Here is a 16468-nt window from a genome sequence, read left to right on the forward strand (position 1 = left end):
CGGTGATCGCGGACAGTCGCTTGAAGCGACGGACAGGCAAAGTGCGTGAAATCGTCGTCGGAATGCTTCGCGCAACCTCGGCCAAACGATCGCCGCGCTTAACCCGGTGCTGCGTGGCTGGACATCCTGTTTCCGGCTGACCGAGGTAAAAGGTGTGTTGCGGAACCGCACGTACGGTGGTGTGAGAGGGCGACGGGGGTAACTCCGTCCCCTACTCGATTGATTGAAGCGAGCGCGGCGATATTCCTGCTTCTACCGTTTGCGTGCCGGCGGTACGTCGGTACAGCTGCCGTGGGCGATCTCCGCGGCCATGCCGATGCTCTCGCCGAGCGTCGGGTGCGGGTGGATGGTCTTGCCGATATCGACTGCGTCGCAGCCCATCTCGATGGCCAGCGCGACTTCGCCGATCATGTCTCCGGCCGCCGGGCCGACGATGGTGCCGCCGATGACGCGGTGCGTCTGCGGATCGAACACCAGCTTGGTGAAGCCGTAGTCGGCGCCGTTGGCGATGGCGCGGCCTGAGGCGGCCCACGGGAACTTGGCGACCTCGACCGTGCGGCCTTCGCGCTTGGCCTGATCCTCGGTGACGCCGACCCAGGCGACTTCCGGGTGCGTGTAGGCGACGCTCGGAATCACCGTCGCGTCGAACGCCGTTTTCTGCCCGGCGGCGACTTCGGCGGCGACGTGGCCTTCATGCACGCCCTTGTGCGCCAGCATCGGGTTGCCGACGATGTCGCCGATCGCGAAGATGTTCGGCACGTTGGTGCGCATCTGCTTATCAACCGGGATGAAGCCGCGGTCGGTAACAACGACGCCGGCCTTCTCGGCGGCGATCTTCTTGCCGTTCGGCGCGCGGCCGGCCGACTGCAGGATCATGTCGTACTTGACCGGCTCGGCCGGAGCCGCCTCGCCGTCGAATTTCACGTACAGACCGTCTTCCTTCGCCTCGACCGAGACGGTCTTCGTCTTCAGCATGACCTTGTCGAAGCGCTTGAGGTTCTGCTTTTCCCAGACCTTCACCGCGTCGCGGTCCGGTCCCTGCATCAGGCCGTCGAGCATTTCCACCACGTCGACGCGGGCGCCGAGCAACGAATAGACGGTCGCCATTTCCAGGCCGATGATGCCGCCGCCGATGACCAGCATCTTCTTCGGCACGAAGCGCAGTTCCAAGGCGCCGGTCGAATCGACGATGCGCGCGTCCTGCGGAATGAACGGCAGATGCACCGGTGCGCTGCCGGCGGCGATGATGCAGTTCTTGAAGCGAACGATCTTCTTGCTACCGGTCTTGTCCTGGCCGGCGCCGTCGGTCGTTTCCACTTCGATGTGGTTGGCGTCGAGGAAGCTGCCGTAGCCGCGCACGACGTCGACCTTGCGCAGCTTGGCCATGCCGGCGAGGCCAGTGGTCAGCTTGCCGACGACCTTGGCCTTGTGTGCGCGCAACTTGTCGAGGTCGATCTGCGGCGCGGCGAAGGTGAGGCCGCAATCGGCCATGTGTTCGGCGTCGTCGGCGACGACGGCGACGTGCAGCAGCGCCTTCGATGGGATGCAGCCGACGTTGAGGCAGACGCCGCCGAGCGTCGAATAGCGTTCGACGATCACCGTTTTCAGTCCGAGATCGGCGGCACGGAACGCGGCCGAGTAGCCGCCGGGACCGGCGCCGAGCACGAGCATTTCGCACTCGACGTCGACCTTGCCGGAATACGTGCCGGCCTGCGGAGCGGGTGTCGGCGCGGCGGCCGGTGCCGATGGAGCGGGCACCGGCGCAGCTTCGTTTGCAGGCGCTGTTGCAGCGGCGCTGGCAGCCACTTCGATGCGCGCGACCAGCGTGCCTTCGGACACTTTGTCGCCGACCTTGACCGTGAATTCCTTGACGACGCCGGCGGCGGGCGCCGGGATGTCGATCGTCGCTTTGTCCGATTCCAGCGTCAGCAGCGGGTCTTCCGCATTGACGCTGGCGCCGGCCGCGACGCACAGGTCGATGATCGGTACATCGTGGAAGTTGCCGATGTCCGGGACTTTGACTTCGATGATTTGGCTCATTCCGTCCCCTTTGCTAGATCAGCGCCCGACGCATGTCGGCCAGCAACTGCGCGAGATAAACGTTGAAGCGCGTGGCCAACGCGCCGTCGATGACGCGGTGGTCGGCCGAGAGCGACAGCGGCAGGATCAGGCGCGGGACAAACTCGCGACCGGTCCACACCGGCTTCATCACCGACTTGGAGACGCCGAGAATGGCGACTTCCGGCGCGTTGACGATCGGCGAGAACGCGGTGCCGCCGATGCCGCCGACGCTGGAGATGGTGAAGCAGGCACCGGTCATGTCGGTCGGACCGAGCTTGCCGTCGCGCGCCTTTTTGGCGAGTTCGCCGCATTCGGTGGCGATCTGGCTGACCGACTTCTGGTCGACGTTCTTGACCACCGGCACCACCAGCCCGTTCGGTGTGTCGGCGGCGAAGGCGATGTTGAAGTACTTCTTCAGCACCAGGTTTTCGCCGTCGAGCGAGCTGTTGAATTCGGGGAATTTCTTCAGCGCGAGCTCGCAGGCCTTGATGATGAAGGCGAGCATGGTGATTTTCGCGCCGGACTTCTCATTTTCCTTGTTCAGCGCGACGCGGAAGGCCTCCAGGTCGGTGATGTCGGCGTCCTCGTGGTAGGTAACGGCCGGGATCATCACCCAGTTGCGCGCCAGGTTCTGGCCGGAAATTTTCTTGATGCGCGACAGCGGCTGCGTTTCGATCGGGCCGAACTTCTCGAAATCGACCTTCGGCCACGGCAGCAGATCGAGCCCGCCGCCGAGCGATGCGGCAGCAGCCGGGGCAGCGGCCGGAGCGGCGGTCATCACGCCCTTGACGAAGGCGGTGACGTCTTCCTTGAGGATGCGCTGCTTCGGGCCGCTGGCGGCGACCTTGGCCAGATCGACGCCGAGTTCGCGCGCGAACTGGCGCACCGACGGGCTCGCGTGCAGGCCGGCGGCGACTTGCAGCGGCGCGGCCGGCGCGCTGGTGGCGACGACAGATGTTGGAGCCGGAACTGGCGCAGCCGCTACGGGCGTGGGTGTTGCCGCAACCGGCGCCGGAGCAGCGACGGGAGCCGCTTCCGGCTTCGCCTCGGCGACCGGGGCAGCAGCCACAGCGCCGTCGGCCAATTCGACGATGGCGACGACGGCGCCCTGCGACACGCGATCGCCCACCGCGACCCGGATTTCCTTGACGACACCGGCGACCGACGACGGCACGTCCATCGTCGCCTTGTCCGATTCCAGCGTCACCAGCGAATCGTCGATAGCGATCGTGTCGCCGACCTTGACGCCGATTTCGATGACCGGGATATCGGAAAAATCGCCGATGTCCGGGACCTTCACTTCAATTGTCTGGCTCATGAATGCGCTCCCTTAGACCGTCATCGGATTCGGCTTGTTGATGTCGATGCCGTATTTGGCGATCGCTTCGGCGACGACGCTGCGTTCGATCACCTCGTCGTCGGCAAGCGCCTTCAGCGCGGCGATGGTCACCCAGCGGCGATCGACCTCGAAGAAGTGGCGTAGCGCTTCGCGCGTGTCCGAGCGGCCAAAGCCGTCGGTACCGAGCGTGACGTAGCGGCGGTTGAGGAAGGGCCGGATCTGCTCGGCGTACTGACGTACGTAGTCGGTCGCCGCAATGATCGGACCGCGCGTGTCATTGAGAGACTGTTCGACGTGCGACTGGCGCGGTTTCTCGAGCGGGTTGAGCAGGTTCCAGCGGGCGATGTCGTTGCCATCGCGCGCCAGCTCGTTGAAGCTCGGGCAGCCCCACAGGTCGGCGTCGACGCCCCAGTCGTTCTTGAGCAGTTCGGCGGCGGCGATCACTTCGCGGAAGATGGTACCGGAACCGAGCAGCTGTACGCGCGGCGTCGGCTGCTTGCCGTCCGAGACGGCGCCCTTCTTCAGGAGGTACAGGCCCTTGATGATGTCCTGTTCGGCACCGGACGGCATTTCCGGGTGCTCGTAGTTCTCGTTCATCACCGTGATGTAGTAATAGACGTCCTCCTGCTCCTTGAACATGCGGCGCATGCCGTCCTGCATGATGACGGCGATCTCGAAGGAGAAGGTCGGGTCGTAGCTGACGCAGTTCGGGATCAGCCCGGAGAGCACCAGCGAGTGGCCGTCCTCGTGCTGCAGGCCTTCGCCGTTCAGCGTCGTGCGGCCGGCCGTGGCGCCGATCAGGAAGCCGCGCGCGCGCTGGTCGGCGGCGGCCCAGTAGAGGTCCATCGTGCGCTGCAGGCCGAACATCGAGTAGCAGATGTAGAACGGGATCATCTGCTCCTTATGCACCGAGTAGGCGGTCGCGGCGGCGATCCAGTCGCTCATCGCGCCGGCCTCGTTGATGCCTTCCTGCAGCACCTGGCCGGTCTTCGACTCCTTGTAGAACATCAGCTGGTCGTGGTCTTCCGGCACGTAGTTCTGTCCTGCCTGGTTCCAGATGCCGACCTGGCGGAACAGCCCTTCCATGCCGAAAGTGCGCGACTCGTCGGGCACGATCGGGACGACGCGCTTGCCGATCTGCTTGTCTTTGAGAAGGATGTTCAAGAGGCGAACGATCGACATCGTTGTCGAGATCTCACGGCCTTCGCCGGAGGCCTTCAACAGCGATTCAAACGCCGCGAGCGGCGGTATTTCCAGCGGTGCGGCCTTGCCCGCGCGTTGCATGAGAATGCCGCCGAGGGCATCGCGCCGCTCGAACATGTACTTGTACTCGGGTGAATCCTCGGCAAACTTGAGGAAGGGCACCGACTCGATCTGGTCGTCCGGTACCGGCAGCTTGAAGCGGTCGCGGAAGCGGATCAGCGCCTGCGTGTCGAGCTTCTTCTGCTGGTGCGAGATATTCATCCCTTCGCCGGCCTCGCCCATGCCGTAGCCTTTGATCGTCTTGGCCAGGATCAGCGTTGGCTGGCCCTTGTGCTCGACGGCGGCCTTGAAGGCGGCGAAGATCTTGAAGATGTCGTGCCCGCCACGGTTCAGCGTCCACACGTCATTGTCGGTCCAGTCGGCGATCAGCTCCTTGAGTTCGGGCGTGTTGAAGAAGTGTTCGCGCACGTAGGCGCCGTTCTTCGCCTTGAAGGTCTGGTACTCGCCGTCGACGATGTCCATCATGCGTTTTTTCAGGATGCCCTTCTTGTCGCGCTCGAACAGCGCATCCCAATGGCGTCCCCAGATCAGCTTGACGACGTTCCAGCCGGCGCCGCGGAAGGTGCCTTCGAGCTCCTGGATGATCTTGCCGTTGCCGCGCACCGGGCCGTCGAGGCGCTGCAGGTTGCAGTTGATGACGAAGATCAGGTTGTCCAGCTTCTCGCGCGCGGCCATGCCGATGGCGCCGAGCGATTCGACCTCGTCGGTCTCGCCGTCGCCGAGGAAGGCCCACACCTTGCGGTCCTTGGCGTCGATGAAGCCGCGGCTTTCCATGTACTTCATGAAGCGCGCCTGGTAGATCGCCTGGATCGGGCCGAGGCCCATCGAAACGGTCGGGAAGCGCCAGAAATCGGGCATCAGCCACGGGTGCGGATACGACGGCAGACCTTTGCCGCCGACTTCCTGGCGGAAGTGATCGAGCTGTTCCTCGCTCAGCACGTTCATCAGGAAGGCGCGTGCATAGACGCCGGGGATCGAGTGGCCCTGGAAGAAGATGAGATCGCCACCATGCTCTTCGTTCTGCGCGCGCCAGAACCAGTTGAAGCCCACGTCGTAGAGCGCCGCCTGCGAGGCGAATGAGGCGATGTGACCACCGACGTTACTGTCGCGGTTGGCGCGCACGACCATCGCCATCGCGTTCCAGCGGATGTAGTTGCGGATGCGGATCTCGATGTCGGCGTCGCCGGGGTACTTGGGCTGTTGGTCCGCCGGAATCGTGTTGATGTACTCGGTCGTCGCGCTGTAGGGAATGTCGATTCCCTCTTCGCGCGCCTGGGCGATCATCTGCTGGATCAGGAAGTGGGCGCGGCCCGTTCCTTCATGTTCGATCACGCCGGTCAGCGCGTCCTGCCACTCTTGGGTTTCCTGCGGGTCGGTGTCCTGATCTACAGGCATCTCGGCGTTTTCCGGTCGTGCTGCCATGGCTTTCTCCTGATCTGAGATGGGTTGATCGGCACTTGACCCGTGACGCGATTGGCATGGGCCATGTGCCGTTATTATGGATGGTACTCCACTGCTTTGCTGGTTTTGTTATTTCGCATTGTAGAAGTGTGTATTGCTATGCGCAATTGCAAAGCGCCGGATGTGACATCCCGTCGTCCAAAAGGTTCAACGCAAATCGTCGGGCTACAGGATTGCGATAGAATCGTGTGGATTTGCTTCATTCGACCGATTCCAGCGATTTAGGAGAAATGATGGCAGCAGTGGCAAGGGCGGCAGTTCGGCCGGCACCGGCGCAAAGTCGATTATTGATGTCGGGCAACGACGCCGTGGCGCGTGCCGTATGGGAGGCGGGAGTGCGCGTGGCCGCCGCCTATCCGGGTACGCCGGCGACCGAGATGCTCGAAGTGATTTCGACGTATCCCGATCTCTACGCCGAATGGTCGGTGAACGAGAAGGTTTCACTGGAAGTCGCGTTCGGCGCGGCGATGGCCGGCTCGCGCTCGTTCTGCGCGATGAAACACGTCGGCATGAACGTCGCCTCCGACGCGCTGATGACGATGACGCTGACCGGCGTCGCGGGCGGCTTGGTGATCGCGATCGCCGACGACGTCGGGCTGTCCTCCTCGCAAAACGAACAGGATTCGCGCTACTGGGGGCGTTTCGCGCACGTGCCGGTGCTTGAGCCGGCCGATTCGCAGGAAGCCTACGACTACACGCTCGCCGCGTTCGACCTTTCGGAACGCTTCCAGACGCCGGTCATCCTGCGTCTGACGACGCGCATTTGCCACGTCAAGGCGCTGGTGACCGTCGGCGAGCGGCGCGAACGAAGCGCACCGGGCTTCACCAAGGACGTCATGCGCTGGGTGATGGTTCCGGGGGCTGCTGGTAAGCGTCTGCCGTTGATGTTCGAACGCGAAAACGCGCTGCGCGCCGAGGCCGCGAAATCGAAACTGAATGCGATCGAGCCGGGCAGCGATCGCCGCGTCGGTTTTGTTACTTCCGGCCCCGCGTACATGCACGTGCGCGAGAGTTTTCCCGATGCGCCGGTGCTCAAGCTCGGCTTCTCCTGCCCGTTGCCGTTCGATCTGGTATGCGAGTTTTCAAAGCAATGCGATCAACTGGTCGTCGTCGAGGAGGTTGAGCCGCTGATTGAGACGGAGATCAAGGCGCAAGGCATCGCCGCGATCGGCAAGGACATCCTGCCGCGTAGCGGCGAGTTGTCGCCGAACGTCCTCAGGCCGGCGATTGCGCGCCTGCTCGGCGAGCCGGTGCCGGAGATGGCGACGGTCAAGCCGATGCCGGTCTTCCCGCGGCCGCCGACGATGTGCGTCGCGTGTCCGCACCTCGGCGCCTACTACACGCTGGCGCAGCTGCGCAACGTGACGATTTCGGGCGACATCGGTTGCTACACGCTCGGGTTCGGCCAGCCGTGGAATGCGCTCGATGCGTGCATTTCGATGGGCGCCTCGATGGGCATGGCGCTGGGTCTCGACAAGGGGCGCGCCGAATCGGAAAAGGACAAGAAAATCGTCGCCGTGATCGGCGATTCGACCTTCATGCACATGGGCATGCAGGGGCTGCTCGATATTGTCTACAACAAGGGCAACGTGACCGTGATGCTGCTCGACAACCGCGCGGTCGGCATGACCGGTGGCCAGAATAACCCCGCCAACGGGCGCGGGATTCACGGCGAAGAAGCGCCACGCGTTGATTTCGCGAGCCTGGTCAAGGCGCTTGGCGTCAAGGAAGAGCGCGTGCATGTGGTCGATCCCTACGAACTGCCGACGCTGTTCAAGGTGCTGCGCCAGGAAACCAAGGTGCCCGAGCCGTCGGTGATCATCACCAATCGGCCGTGTGTACTGGTCGAGGATTACAAGCCACGCAAGCCGTTCAAGGTCATCGAGGATACCTGCACGGGCTGCGGCAATTGCGTCGACGTCGGCTGTCCGGCAATCCATGTGACACGCCGCGATACGGTGCTCAAGCCGAACGGCAAGGAAGTCGAGCGCAATTTCGTGCGCATCGAAAGCGCGGCTTGCACCGGCTGCGGCCTGTGTCTGACACCGTGTGCACCAGACGCCATCGTGCCGGTCGAGGAACTGGCGATGCCGATTCATGTAGTCAAACCGAGCTGACGAGTCGAAGAACATGTCTGATGTAACCAACATTCTGGTGGTGGGTACGGGTGGTCAGGGCGTCATGACGGCCACCGAGATCCTGGCGGAAGCCGCAATTGCGCTCGGTCACGACGTGAAGAAAACCGAAGTCGCCGGCATGGCGCAGCGCGGCGGGGTGGTTTCCTCGCATCTGCGTTTCGGTCCCAAGGTGCTGTCGCCGCAGATCACGCCGGGGACGGCCGATGTGCTGCTCGGCTTTGAAGCCGCTGAGGGCATGCGCTGGCGGCACATGCTCAAGCCGGATGGCCTGGCGCTGATGAACACCGGGCGTCTCGTTCCGCCCGTCGTCGATCTCGGGTTGTACGAATACCCGGCCGACCCGGTCGCCGAGGTGCGCGCCGCCGGCACGCGCGTCTTTTCGTTCGACGCGACGGCGATCGCCCGGGAACTTGGCGAAATCCGGTTGGGCAACACCGTCATGCTCGGCGCTATCTCCGACTACCTGCCGTTCCCCGCCGAAGTGCTCGAGCAGTGCATCCTCAAGCGCTTTGCCAGGAAGAAACCGGAACTCATCGAACTCAACCGCCAGGCCTTCGCGGCCGGGCGGGCTGCTTCGGCGCAGGCGGCGACGACGGAAAGCGCCTGAGTTCGCGGCCCGACTTACGGTAAAATGGCGCTCCTTTCAAAAGGGGAGCGCGCGTCGGTTTGTCGTGTGATTTCCCCATCGCTCTCCCGGGAATCACCATGACGGCACACATACTCGACGGCAACGCACTTGGGCAGAAGCTGCGCGCCGGTTTCAAGCAGAAGGCAGACGAACTCGCTGCGCAAGGTGTTCGGCCAGGTCTGGCCGTCATCCTGGTGGGCGAAGATCCGGCGTCGCAGGTCTATGTGCGCAACAAGGTCAACGCTTGCGCCCAAGCCGGGTTCCACTCGGAGAAGCACGTCTTTCCCGCGGACGTCGCGCCGCAGTTGGTCTTCGACAAGATCGCCGAACTCAATGCCGATGACAAGATCCACGGCATCCTCGTGCAACTCCCGTTGCCCAGGCACTTCGACTCCGACGCCGTGCTTGACGCGATCGCAGCCGAGAAGGACGTCGACGGATTCCGCGCTGAGAACGTCGGCGCCTTGATGCAGGGGCAGCCGTGTTTCATTCCGTGTACGCCGTATGGGGCGATGAAGTTCTTCGAGGATGCGGGCATCAGCCTCAAAGGCAAGGAAGCCGTTGTGGTCGGGCGTTCGAACATCGTCGGCAAACCGATGGCCATGCTCCTGATGCACGCGGGGGCAACGGTGACCGTCTGTCATTCGCAGACGCGCGATCTCAAGGGGCATTGTCTGCGTGCCGACATCCTCGTCGCCGCGATCGGCAAGCCGAAGATGATCACCGGCGACATGATCAAGCCCGGTGCCGTGGTCATCGATGTCGGCATCAATCGACTGCCCGATGGGAAACTTTGCGGCGATGTTGATTTCGAAGCGGCGAAGGAAGTGGCGTCGTACATCACGCCAGTGCCGGGTGGCGTCGGTCCGATGACGATCACCATGCTGCTGGCGAATACGCTGGAAAGCGCCGAACGCAAACTCAACGCTTAAGGAGAAACCATGGAAAAGCAACCTCTCGTCGGCATCGTGATGGGGTCGGACAGCGACTGGCCGGTGATGCGCGCCTGTGCCGAAACGCTCAAGCGCTTCGACATTGCCTACGAAGCGCGCGTATTGTCGGCGCATCGCACGCCCGACGCCGCGCTCGACTACGCGGCGAGTGCTCAGGATCGCGGCATGAAGGTGCTGATCGGCGCGGCGGGCGGTGCGGCGCATCTGGCGGGCGTTCTGGCGGCCAAGACGGCCTTGCCGGTACTGGCCGTGCCGATGCCGTCCAAACACTTGCAGGGGCTCGATTCGCTGCTGGCCATGGTGCAGATGCCGGGCGGTATTCCAGTGGCAACGTTTGCCATCGGCGAGGCCGGTGCGGTCAACGCGGCGCTTTTCGCGGTCGCCATGCTGGCCTTGAGTGACCCCGAGCTTGCGAAGAAACTTGCCGACTTCCGTACCAATCAGTCCGAGAAGGTTCTGGCGAAAACACTTCCCGATCTGCCTTGAACTGAGCCCGCGATGACCCAGGATTTCGCCCAGGCCGTCAGACTGTTGCAGGACGGCGAACTCGTCGCCTTTCCGACCGAAACGGTCTACGGGCTGGGTGCCGATGCGGCCAATCCTGAGGCGGTGACCAGGATATTCGCCGCCAAGGGCCGACCGGCCGACCATCCGTTGATCGTCCATCTGCCCGGGGCGGGCTATCTCGACCGCTGGGCACGGGATATTCCTGCCGTCGCCTGGGAGTTGGCCGAGGCCTTCTGGCCGGGGCCGCTGACGCTGATTCTCAAGCGTGCACCGGCCGTGCCGTATGCCGTGACGGGCGGGCAAGAGACGGTCGGTGTCCGGGTGCCATCTCACCCCTTGGCGCTCGGTCTCCTGCGTGCCTACGCGCAGGCGGGGGGCGGCGCGAATCAGATGTGCGGCATCGCCGCGCCATCGGCCAATCGCTTCGGCCGGATCAGTCCGACCGACGCCGCGCACGTGCGCGAGGAATTGGGCGATGCGGTTGCCTTGGTGCTCGATGGCGGCCCGTGCGCGGTCGGCATCGAGTCTACGATCCTTGATCTTTCGTGCGACGACCAGCCGCCGCGGCTCCTGCGTCCGGGGCACATCACGCCCGAGCAGATCGAGTCCGTGATCGGCGTGTTGCCCGAACTGCCGTCGTCCATGCAAGGCGACAGCGCCGCACCGCGGGTTTCCGGCTCACTGGATGCGCATTACGCCCCGCTGACACCGATGCGCGTCGTGCCTTCGCGAGATGTCTCTGCGGTACTGCAGGATTATTCAAACCGGGGTGTTTCATTTGGTCTGCTGGCCTACGGGCGGCCACCCGCGCTGGTTCAGTCCCACGCCCTGCGCTGCCTGCCTGCCGAGCCCGAAGGCTACGCGCGTGGTTTGTACGCCGCCTTGCGCGAACTCGATCAGGCGGGCAACGAGGTGATCGTCGTCGAGGCGATTCCCGTCGGACCTGCGTGGGCGGCCGTGGCGGACCGGATGCGCCGCGCCGCATTCGGTTCGGGGGGGGCCTGATTCAGCGCGTTCCCCAGGGCATCACCGGCACAGTCGAGATGCTGTTGGCCGGCGCGCCGTTGATCAGCTTTCGACTGATCGCCAGATAAACCAGCGTCCGATTGGTTGCGTCCCACATGCGGACGACCCGTGTTTCCTTGAACAGGATCGAAGTGTCTTCGGCGAACACCGTCGCTTCCTTCGGCAGCTTTTCCGGCAGGGTGATCGGGCCGGTCTGCCGGCAGGCCAGCGAAAACTGCGACGGGTCTTGTGCCAGTCCGAGCGAACCGCTGACGCCCCCGGTTCGCGCCTGGCTGACGTGACAGGTGACGCCCGGTACCTTCGGGTCGTTGAACGATTCGACGCACACCTTGTGATTGGCGCCGATCAATTTCCATTCGGTCGTGACACAGCCGACTTGCTCGGCAAACGCGGCGGCAGGTGCGAGAACAGTAATGGCGAGCAGGATTGCGATGCTGTATCGGTTCATTTCGATATCCGGGTGCAAGGTCAAGTGGGTCGAATTCGAGGCGCCAACAATGCCGCAGATACATGTCTGAATGCAAGCGACATCGATCCGGCCTCTGATTGACCCGGCCGAGCGCTCCGCGCATACTTTTTGCCATCATTTGCAGTATCCTCACGCGCCTTCTGGACGAAACGACTCCGAAAATGCTCGCCTTCCTGCGTTCCCTGCGCCTTTTGCTCGTTCTGCGCCCCAGACCGTTCGTGCTTGTGGCTGTCGTTGGTTGTCTTGTCGTGGCTGGCGCCGGCGCAGGTGAGAAGAGCAGTGTTGTGCTGACGCCGGAAGAAGCCGCTTGGGTCGCGGCACACCGGGAGACCGTGTTCAGCGTCGGTTTCGATCCCTACGCGGGCATGGATGTTTTCGACTTTCAGGGGCGACGCACCGGGTTCCTGCCCGCGCTGCTCGAAGACATGCAAGCCCAGCTTGGCTTGCGTCTGGCGCTGGCCGAGGTGAAGACGTGGAACGACGCTTATCGCGCGTTCGAACACGGACGGATCGACGTGCTGTACGGTGCCAACCCGACGCCGGAACGTGAGGAGCTCATGGTGTTTACGCGGCCGGCGCTGCGTTATCCCTATGTGGTCTTCGCGCACCGGGATTCGCCGGTGCAGACGCTCGGCGATCTCGACGGCAAGCGGGTGGGCTTCATCGCCAACGATTTTGTCAGCCGGCAGTTGCCGCTCGAGTATCACAACATCGCCTATGCCGCCGAGCACTACGCCGATCAGGAGCGAGGTCTGAAGGCTCTGGCTGCGAAAAAGATACAGGGCTTCATCACCTCGGGGGGCGGCGTCGAGCGCGAGTATTTGACGAAGTATCCCGAACTGGTGGTGGTTGCCGAACTCAAGGCCATCACCTCGGACATGACCTTTGCTGTTCTTTGGGAAACTGCGATTCTTGGTCGCATCATCGACAAGTACGTCGAGCAGCGCAAAGCGCACATCGAGAAGATTGCGGGTGACGTTGAGCGCGTTTACACACGCAAGCTGCTCAAACTGACCGATGCCGAGCTGGCGTGGCTGGAGCGCAAGGGCGAGGCAGTGGTCGGCGTGGCGGACGACTATCTTCCGTTCGACCACTACGCCAACGGCGAGTATCGCGGCATCGTCGGTGAAACGCTGAAGGCGGTGTCGGACATCATCGGCATTCGCTTCAAGGTCGAGCATGGGCCGTTTGCCGAAATCTACGAGAAGGCGCGCAGCGGTGCAATCGATGTGGTGAACATCGCCAAGACTGAGGACCGGCTGCAGTACTTTCTTTACCCGCGACCGATCTGCAGGGAGCGCGACATCATCGTCGGGCGCAAGACCAGTCCGCCGGTGCAGGACGTCTATGGGCTGGATGGCTTGAGCGTTGCCGTCATCGACGGATTCTGGCACGAAGAGTACCTGCGCAAGAACCTGAAGAATCCGCGCATCACCAAGACCGACGATATCGTCGAATCGCTCCGCCTGCTGCGCGAGGGCAAGGTCGATTACATGATCGAGAACCCGACGGTGGTCGAGTACTACATCAACGGTCTGGGATTTGCCGATCTGGTGAAGCGCGGCGGCACGTCGAAGGATTCCTTTGTGTATTTTGGCGTCAATCGCCAGCAGCCGGAACTGGCGTCGATCATCGACAAGGTGCTGCCGCTGATCAATTTTGAAGACATGAAGTACGCCGGTATGCAGAGCGTGCCGACCCTGCGCAACGAAGAGAGCCGGCAGCTCGGGTCCGTCGTCATCGGGCTGGCGCTGGCGCTGGGCGTCATCCTCTTTGTCACGGTGCGGATCGTCCGCTCGCTGTCGGACCAGAAAGCGCAAACACGGTTTCTCAAGGAGCGCGAGCAACTGCTTTATACCGATGTGCTCACGGGCTTTCACAATCGCAACTATTTCGGCCACAACGCGGAGGCGTTGCAAAAGGGCGAGTATCCGCAGGCGATCCTGGTTGCCGATCTCAACAACCTGAAGCGCGTCAATGACGCTTATGGACACGCCGCGGGTGATGCGCTCTTGCGCTTGTTCGCCGCGTATATTCGCGAACTGTTCCCGGAAGGGAACGTTTTCCGCATCGGGGGAGACGAGTTCATCATCCTGCTCGACCGCACCTCCAAAGAGGCTGCGCTCAAGGCAATCGAAGCGCTGCAGGCAAAGTGCGATAAGGTGGGTTACACGGTCAAGGACGGGCAGGCGATCCATCCGAGCGCAGCCATGGGCTACGCGATTCGCAACCATGATCAGGAGCGACTCGACGATCTGATCGCGCGCGCCGACGAGCGGATGTATCAGGCGAAAGCGCGAATGAAAAAGCGGCGCAGCGATCGTCAGGAACCTGTGCCGGAAACGAATGACGATCAGTGACGAAGGATAGACGGCGCGTGAGTTGTTGCGCACGGCGAAGACGGCGGATGAATTGAGAACGGCGCAAGCGGTGCTTTTGCCGTTGGAGCGGGGACTGTCGCTGGAGATGACGGCCAGGGTCATCGGCCGGTCGATTGGGGCGACGTGCAATTTGCGTACGCGTTACAGCAAGGGGGCGTGGTGGTCGTGCCTCCCCTCAGGGAACAGATCGCTGAACGACTGGGCAAGCCGGTTGCGCTATCGACGATCTATCGGATGCTGGCGCGCAATGGCTGGCGCCTGACACGGCCCCTCCCCAGGGAAATCCTTCGGCGCGTGAGGACTGGAAAAAAACTCCAGGGGAACCTGGATCAGATCGTGGTGAGCTGGAACAACGACCGGCCGCTGCGGCTGATGTCCCAGGACGAGGCGCGTTTCGGACGCATCCCGGACACACGCTACTGTTGGTACCGTCGCCCAGTTCGACCGCTCGTCTATGCCATGGTAACGCAGCAATATACCGACGCCTATGGCGCCGTCAGTCCTCAGGACGGTTGCTTCGATAGCCTGGTGCTCCCTCATGGCAATTCCGACTGCATGCAAATCTTCACCTGATTAGCAACAATCGTCACACATGCCGACCATACATCGCACCGAACAGGAAATTCCGTAACCTGCGTATCACTTTCAAGATAAACGCCATTCTCGCCGTCGGCGGGATGGCCTTGCTGACATACTTCGGCCTGCTCCTCGTAGCCGCCCTGGCCAACCCGTACGCCGACAAGACGTTGCAGGCGCGCGAACTGGTGCGTCAGGCCGCTACCGTGCTGAGCCTCGCCCTTGAAGGCAGGATGAGCGATGTCATAACCGAGATGCGCCACGGTGACGACGACTACTTCTGGATTCAGGATACACAACCGAGGATGGTCATGCATCCGACCAATGGCGAGTTGATCGGAAAAGGCTTGACGGATTTCAAGGATGGTCTTCCGTGGCATGGAGCGTGGCCGTGCAGCCAGCGCCGTCATGATGGCCTTCCTGGTTCTGCTCAGCGTTGCGCTGGCTCTTCTCACCCCACAAGTAGCCGATCACGCCCTCGACCGGCAGGCTTCCGCCGCACGCTATCTTGAGGGAGGCATCCGCCTGCTCAACACGCTATTGAGAACCCATGAGGTCCACCGCCCTGCTCTTGAAAAGGCCCATCTGGCTTGAGCCGTGGAGCAGCGTCTCGCTGATTCTGTCGGCGTCGTCGAGTACCTGGAACCGATCGTTACGGCCATCGCGGTCGGCGCACCGTCATTGCTCCTGGCTCCTTCCTGTCGTACTTTTTCCTGCGCGACGGTCGCCGCTTCAAGAATCTGCTGTGCAGCGCCGTACCCAACGCCGACTTCGAAAAATCCCTGACCCTGTTGCACGAGGTGGACGGAATTGCCCGCGCCTACTTCCCGGGCCTTCTCAAACTCACAGCCCTTGATACGCTGACTCTGGCCGCCGGCCTATGGCTGACGGGCTTTCCGGTCCCGATCGTGCTCGCCCTGATCTGCGCCGTGCTGGCCTGGATCCCTTACGTCGGCTCGATTCTCGGAGGTGTTCTGGTGGTGCTGGTGGCGGCCACCGATTTTCCCGGCACGCCGACCATGGCCTACTCGGCGGTGGCGCGCCTCCTCGACGACTTCGTCTACATGCCGGTGACCGTTGGTCACAGCTTGCGTATGAATCCGCTGGTCACGGTGTTGATGATCCTCGCCGGCGGAGCGGTCGAGGGCCACGGCAATCGCTTACGCAGATGTCGCAAACCGGCTACAAAAGTCGTCGATGGTCAATGAGGTACAGCAAACCCTTGTAAACGCCAAAGAAATGTCGTCTACGCTCGCGTTTTGCGAGTATCAAAATGACCTTGTCGTCGATCTTTTTCCGCCTGGAAGACCGGCGTCGTGGTCCCGCCAAGCGCTATGGTTTGCGCGAACTCCTCGTCATGGCGATCTGCGCCGTGTAGTGTGGTGCAGACGACCGGGCCGAAGTCGCCGAGTGGTGCGAAGACGAAGCGGACTGGCTCAAGGGGTTTCTCGACCTTCCCCACGGCACGCCCGCACACGACACCTTTGGCGACGTCTTCCGCGTACTGGATCCGGCTGTCTTCGAATCATCCTGAAAACCTCACCGCAACGGCGCAAAGATCGCAAAGGAAACAACAGGTTGATCGTGCTTGACCATTCACCCTGCGGGTAAAGATGAAAGATAGCTGCTGTTCGCGTAGCGCTTTGATTTTCTTTGCGAACCTTTG

At 62.7% G+C, this 16468-nt stretch carries 13 protein-coding genes and 3 pseudogenes; 12 read left to right on the top strand and 4 right to left on the bottom strand.

Features of this window, described 5'->3' with window-relative positions:
* Window positions 1-67: 67 nt before the first annotated feature.
* A pseudogene (locus tag KBA32_RS17170) lies at window positions 68-202 on the top strand (group II intron maturase-specific domain-containing protein); the annotation flags it as partial.
* 50 nt (window positions 203-252) lie between these two features.
* Here KBA32_RS17170 and lpdA read toward each other — a convergent pair.
* The 3 genes from lpdA to aceE are packed head-to-tail and all read right to left on the bottom strand — an operon-like array spanning window position 253 to window position 6085.
* A complete protein-coding gene (gene lpdA / locus KBA32_RS12520; protein ID WP_294359392.1) occupies window positions 253-2040 on the bottom strand; it encodes a dihydrolipoyl dehydrogenase in 1788 nt (595 codons plus the stop codon).
* 13 nt (window positions 2041-2053) lie between these two features.
* The gene (gene aceF, locus KBA32_RS12525; RefSeq protein WP_294359394.1) at window positions 2054-3379 is read right to left on the bottom strand and encodes a dihydrolipoyllysine-residue acetyltransferase; all 1326 of its coding nucleotides are present in this window, start codon (window positions 3377-3379) and stop codon (window positions 2054-2056) included.
* 12 nt (window positions 3380-3391) lie between these two features.
* Window positions 3392-6085, bottom strand: coding sequence for a pyruvate dehydrogenase (acetyl-transferring), homodimeric type (gene aceE / locus KBA32_RS12530; protein WP_294359396.1), 2694 nt, complete (start codon window positions 6083-6085; stop codon window positions 3392-3394).
* Window positions 6086-6414: 329 nt separating this feature from the next.
* Here aceE and KBA32_RS12535 point away from each other — a divergent pair, with 329 nt between their 5' ends.
* The 5 genes from KBA32_RS12535 to KBA32_RS12555 all read left to right on the top strand — a co-directional run bounded on the left by KBA32_RS12535 (window position 6415) and on the right by KBA32_RS12555 (window position 11355).
* Window positions 6415-8241 carry a thiamine pyrophosphate-dependent enzyme gene (locus KBA32_RS12535; protein ID WP_294359398.1) on the top strand — a complete coding sequence of 609 codons (1827 nt, stop codon included), beginning with the start codon at window positions 6415-6417 and terminating at the stop codon, window positions 8239-8241.
* 13 nt (window positions 8242-8254) lie between these two features.
* Window positions 8255-8869 (top strand): indolepyruvate oxidoreductase subunit beta, encoded by a 615-nt coding sequence (locus tag KBA32_RS12540; protein WP_294359400.1) that lies wholly within the window; start codon window positions 8255-8257, stop codon window positions 8867-8869.
* Between the two features lie 98 nt (window positions 8870-8967).
* Complete coding sequence (gene folD / locus KBA32_RS12545; protein ID WP_294359401.1) at window positions 8968-9822, top strand: bifunctional methylenetetrahydrofolate dehydrogenase/methenyltetrahydrofolate cyclohydrolase FolD; 855 nt, start codon at window positions 8968-8970, stop codon at window positions 9820-9822.
* A 9-nt stretch (window positions 9823-9831) separates the two neighbouring features.
* The gene (gene purE / locus KBA32_RS12550; protein ID WP_294359403.1) at window positions 9832-10329 is read left to right on the top strand and encodes a 5-(carboxyamino)imidazole ribonucleotide mutase; all 498 of its coding nucleotides are present in this window, start codon (window positions 9832-9834) and stop codon (window positions 10327-10329) included.
* A gap of 12 nt (window positions 10330-10341) precedes the next feature.
* On the top strand, window positions 10342-11355 hold the full coding sequence (locus KBA32_RS12555; protein ID WP_294359404.1) for an L-threonylcarbamoyladenylate synthase: 1014 nt from the start codon (window positions 10342-10344) through the stop codon (window positions 11353-11355).
* 1 nt (window position 11356) lies between these two features.
* Here KBA32_RS12555 and KBA32_RS12560 read toward each other — a convergent pair whose 3' ends face one another.
* The gene (locus KBA32_RS12560; RefSeq protein ID WP_294359406.1) at window positions 11357-11824 is read right to left on the bottom strand and encodes a CreA family protein; all 468 of its coding nucleotides are present in this window, start codon (window positions 11822-11824) and stop codon (window positions 11357-11359) included.
* 182 nt (window positions 11825-12006) lie between these two features.
* Between KBA32_RS12560 and KBA32_RS12565 the strand changes: the two genes are divergently transcribed.
* The 6 genes and pseudogenes from KBA32_RS12565 to KBA32_RS17180 form a co-directional block, all read left to right on the top strand.
* A complete protein-coding gene (locus tag KBA32_RS12565) occupies window positions 12007-14205 on the top strand; it encodes a transporter substrate-binding domain-containing protein (protein WP_294359407.1) in 2199 nt (732 codons plus the stop codon).
* A 177-nt stretch (window positions 14206-14382) separates the two neighbouring features.
* Window positions 14383-14799, top strand: a complete 417-nt coding sequence (locus tag KBA32_RS12570) for a winged helix-turn-helix domain-containing protein (protein WP_294359409.1) — start codon at window positions 14383-14385, stop codon at window positions 14797-14799.
* Between the two features lie 257 nt (window positions 14800-15056).
* Window positions 15057-15107 (top strand): annotated as a pseudogene (locus tag KBA32_RS17175) (hypothetical protein); the annotation flags it as partial.
* A 103-nt stretch (window positions 15108-15210) separates the two neighbouring features.
* On the top strand, window positions 15211-15396 hold the full coding sequence (locus KBA32_RS12580) for a hypothetical protein (protein WP_294359414.1): 186 nt from the start codon (window positions 15211-15213) through the stop codon (window positions 15394-15396).
* 104 nt (window positions 15397-15500) lie between these two features.
* The gene (locus tag KBA32_RS12585; RefSeq protein WP_294359416.1) at window positions 15501-16010 is read left to right on the top strand and encodes an AI-2E family transporter; all 510 of its coding nucleotides are present in this window, start codon (window positions 15501-15503) and stop codon (window positions 16008-16010) included.
* 182 nt (window positions 16011-16192) lie between these two features.
* Window positions 16193-16336 (top strand): annotated as a pseudogene (locus tag KBA32_RS17180) (transposase family protein); the annotation flags it as partial.
* Between the last annotated feature and the right edge of the window lie 132 nt (window positions 16337-16468).

It is taken from the genome of Propionivibrio sp. (genome assembly GCF_017995515.1).
In the GTDB taxonomy this organism is placed as follows: domain Bacteria; phylum Pseudomonadota; class Gammaproteobacteria; order Burkholderiales; family Rhodocyclaceae; genus Propionivibrio.

Excerpts from the sequence above, each read along its gene's own strand:
- lpdA (WP_294359392.1), bottom strand. The coding sequence starts at position 2,040 with ATGAGCCAAATCATCGAAGTCAAAGTCCCGGACATCGGCAACTTCCAC.
- aceF (WP_294359394.1), bottom strand. The coding sequence starts at position 3,379 with ATGAGCCAGACAATTGAAGTGAAGGTCCCGGACATCGGCGATTTTTCC.
- aceE (WP_294359396.1), bottom strand. The coding sequence starts at position 6,085 with ATGGCAGCACGACCGGAAAACGCCGAGATGCCTGTAGATCAGGACACC.
- KBA32_RS12535 (WP_294359398.1), top strand. The coding sequence starts at position 6,415 with ATGTCGGGCAACGACGCCGTGGCGCGTGCCGTATGGGAGGCGGGAGTG.
- KBA32_RS12540 (WP_294359400.1), top strand. The coding sequence starts at position 8,255 with ATGTCTGATGTAACCAACATTCTGGTGGTGGGTACGGGTGGTCAGGGC.
- folD (WP_294359401.1), top strand. The coding sequence starts at position 8,968 with ATGACGGCACACATACTCGACGGCAACGCACTTGGGCAGAAGCTGCGC.
- purE (WP_294359403.1), top strand. The coding sequence starts at position 9,832 with ATGGAAAAGCAACCTCTCGTCGGCATCGTGATGGGGTCGGACAGCGAC.
- KBA32_RS12555 (WP_294359404.1), top strand. The coding sequence starts at position 10,342 with ATGACCCAGGATTTCGCCCAGGCCGTCAGACTGTTGCAGGACGGCGAA.
- KBA32_RS12560 (WP_294359406.1), bottom strand. The coding sequence starts at position 11,824 with ATGAACCGATACAGCATCGCAATCCTGCTCGCCATTACTGTTCTCGCA.
- KBA32_RS12565 (WP_294359407.1), top strand. The coding sequence starts at position 12,007 with ATGCTCGCCTTCCTGCGTTCCCTGCGCCTTTTGCTCGTTCTGCGCCCC.
- KBA32_RS12580 (WP_294359414.1), top strand. The coding sequence starts at position 15,211 with ATGATGGCCTTCCTGGTTCTGCTCAGCGTTGCGCTGGCTCTTCTCACC.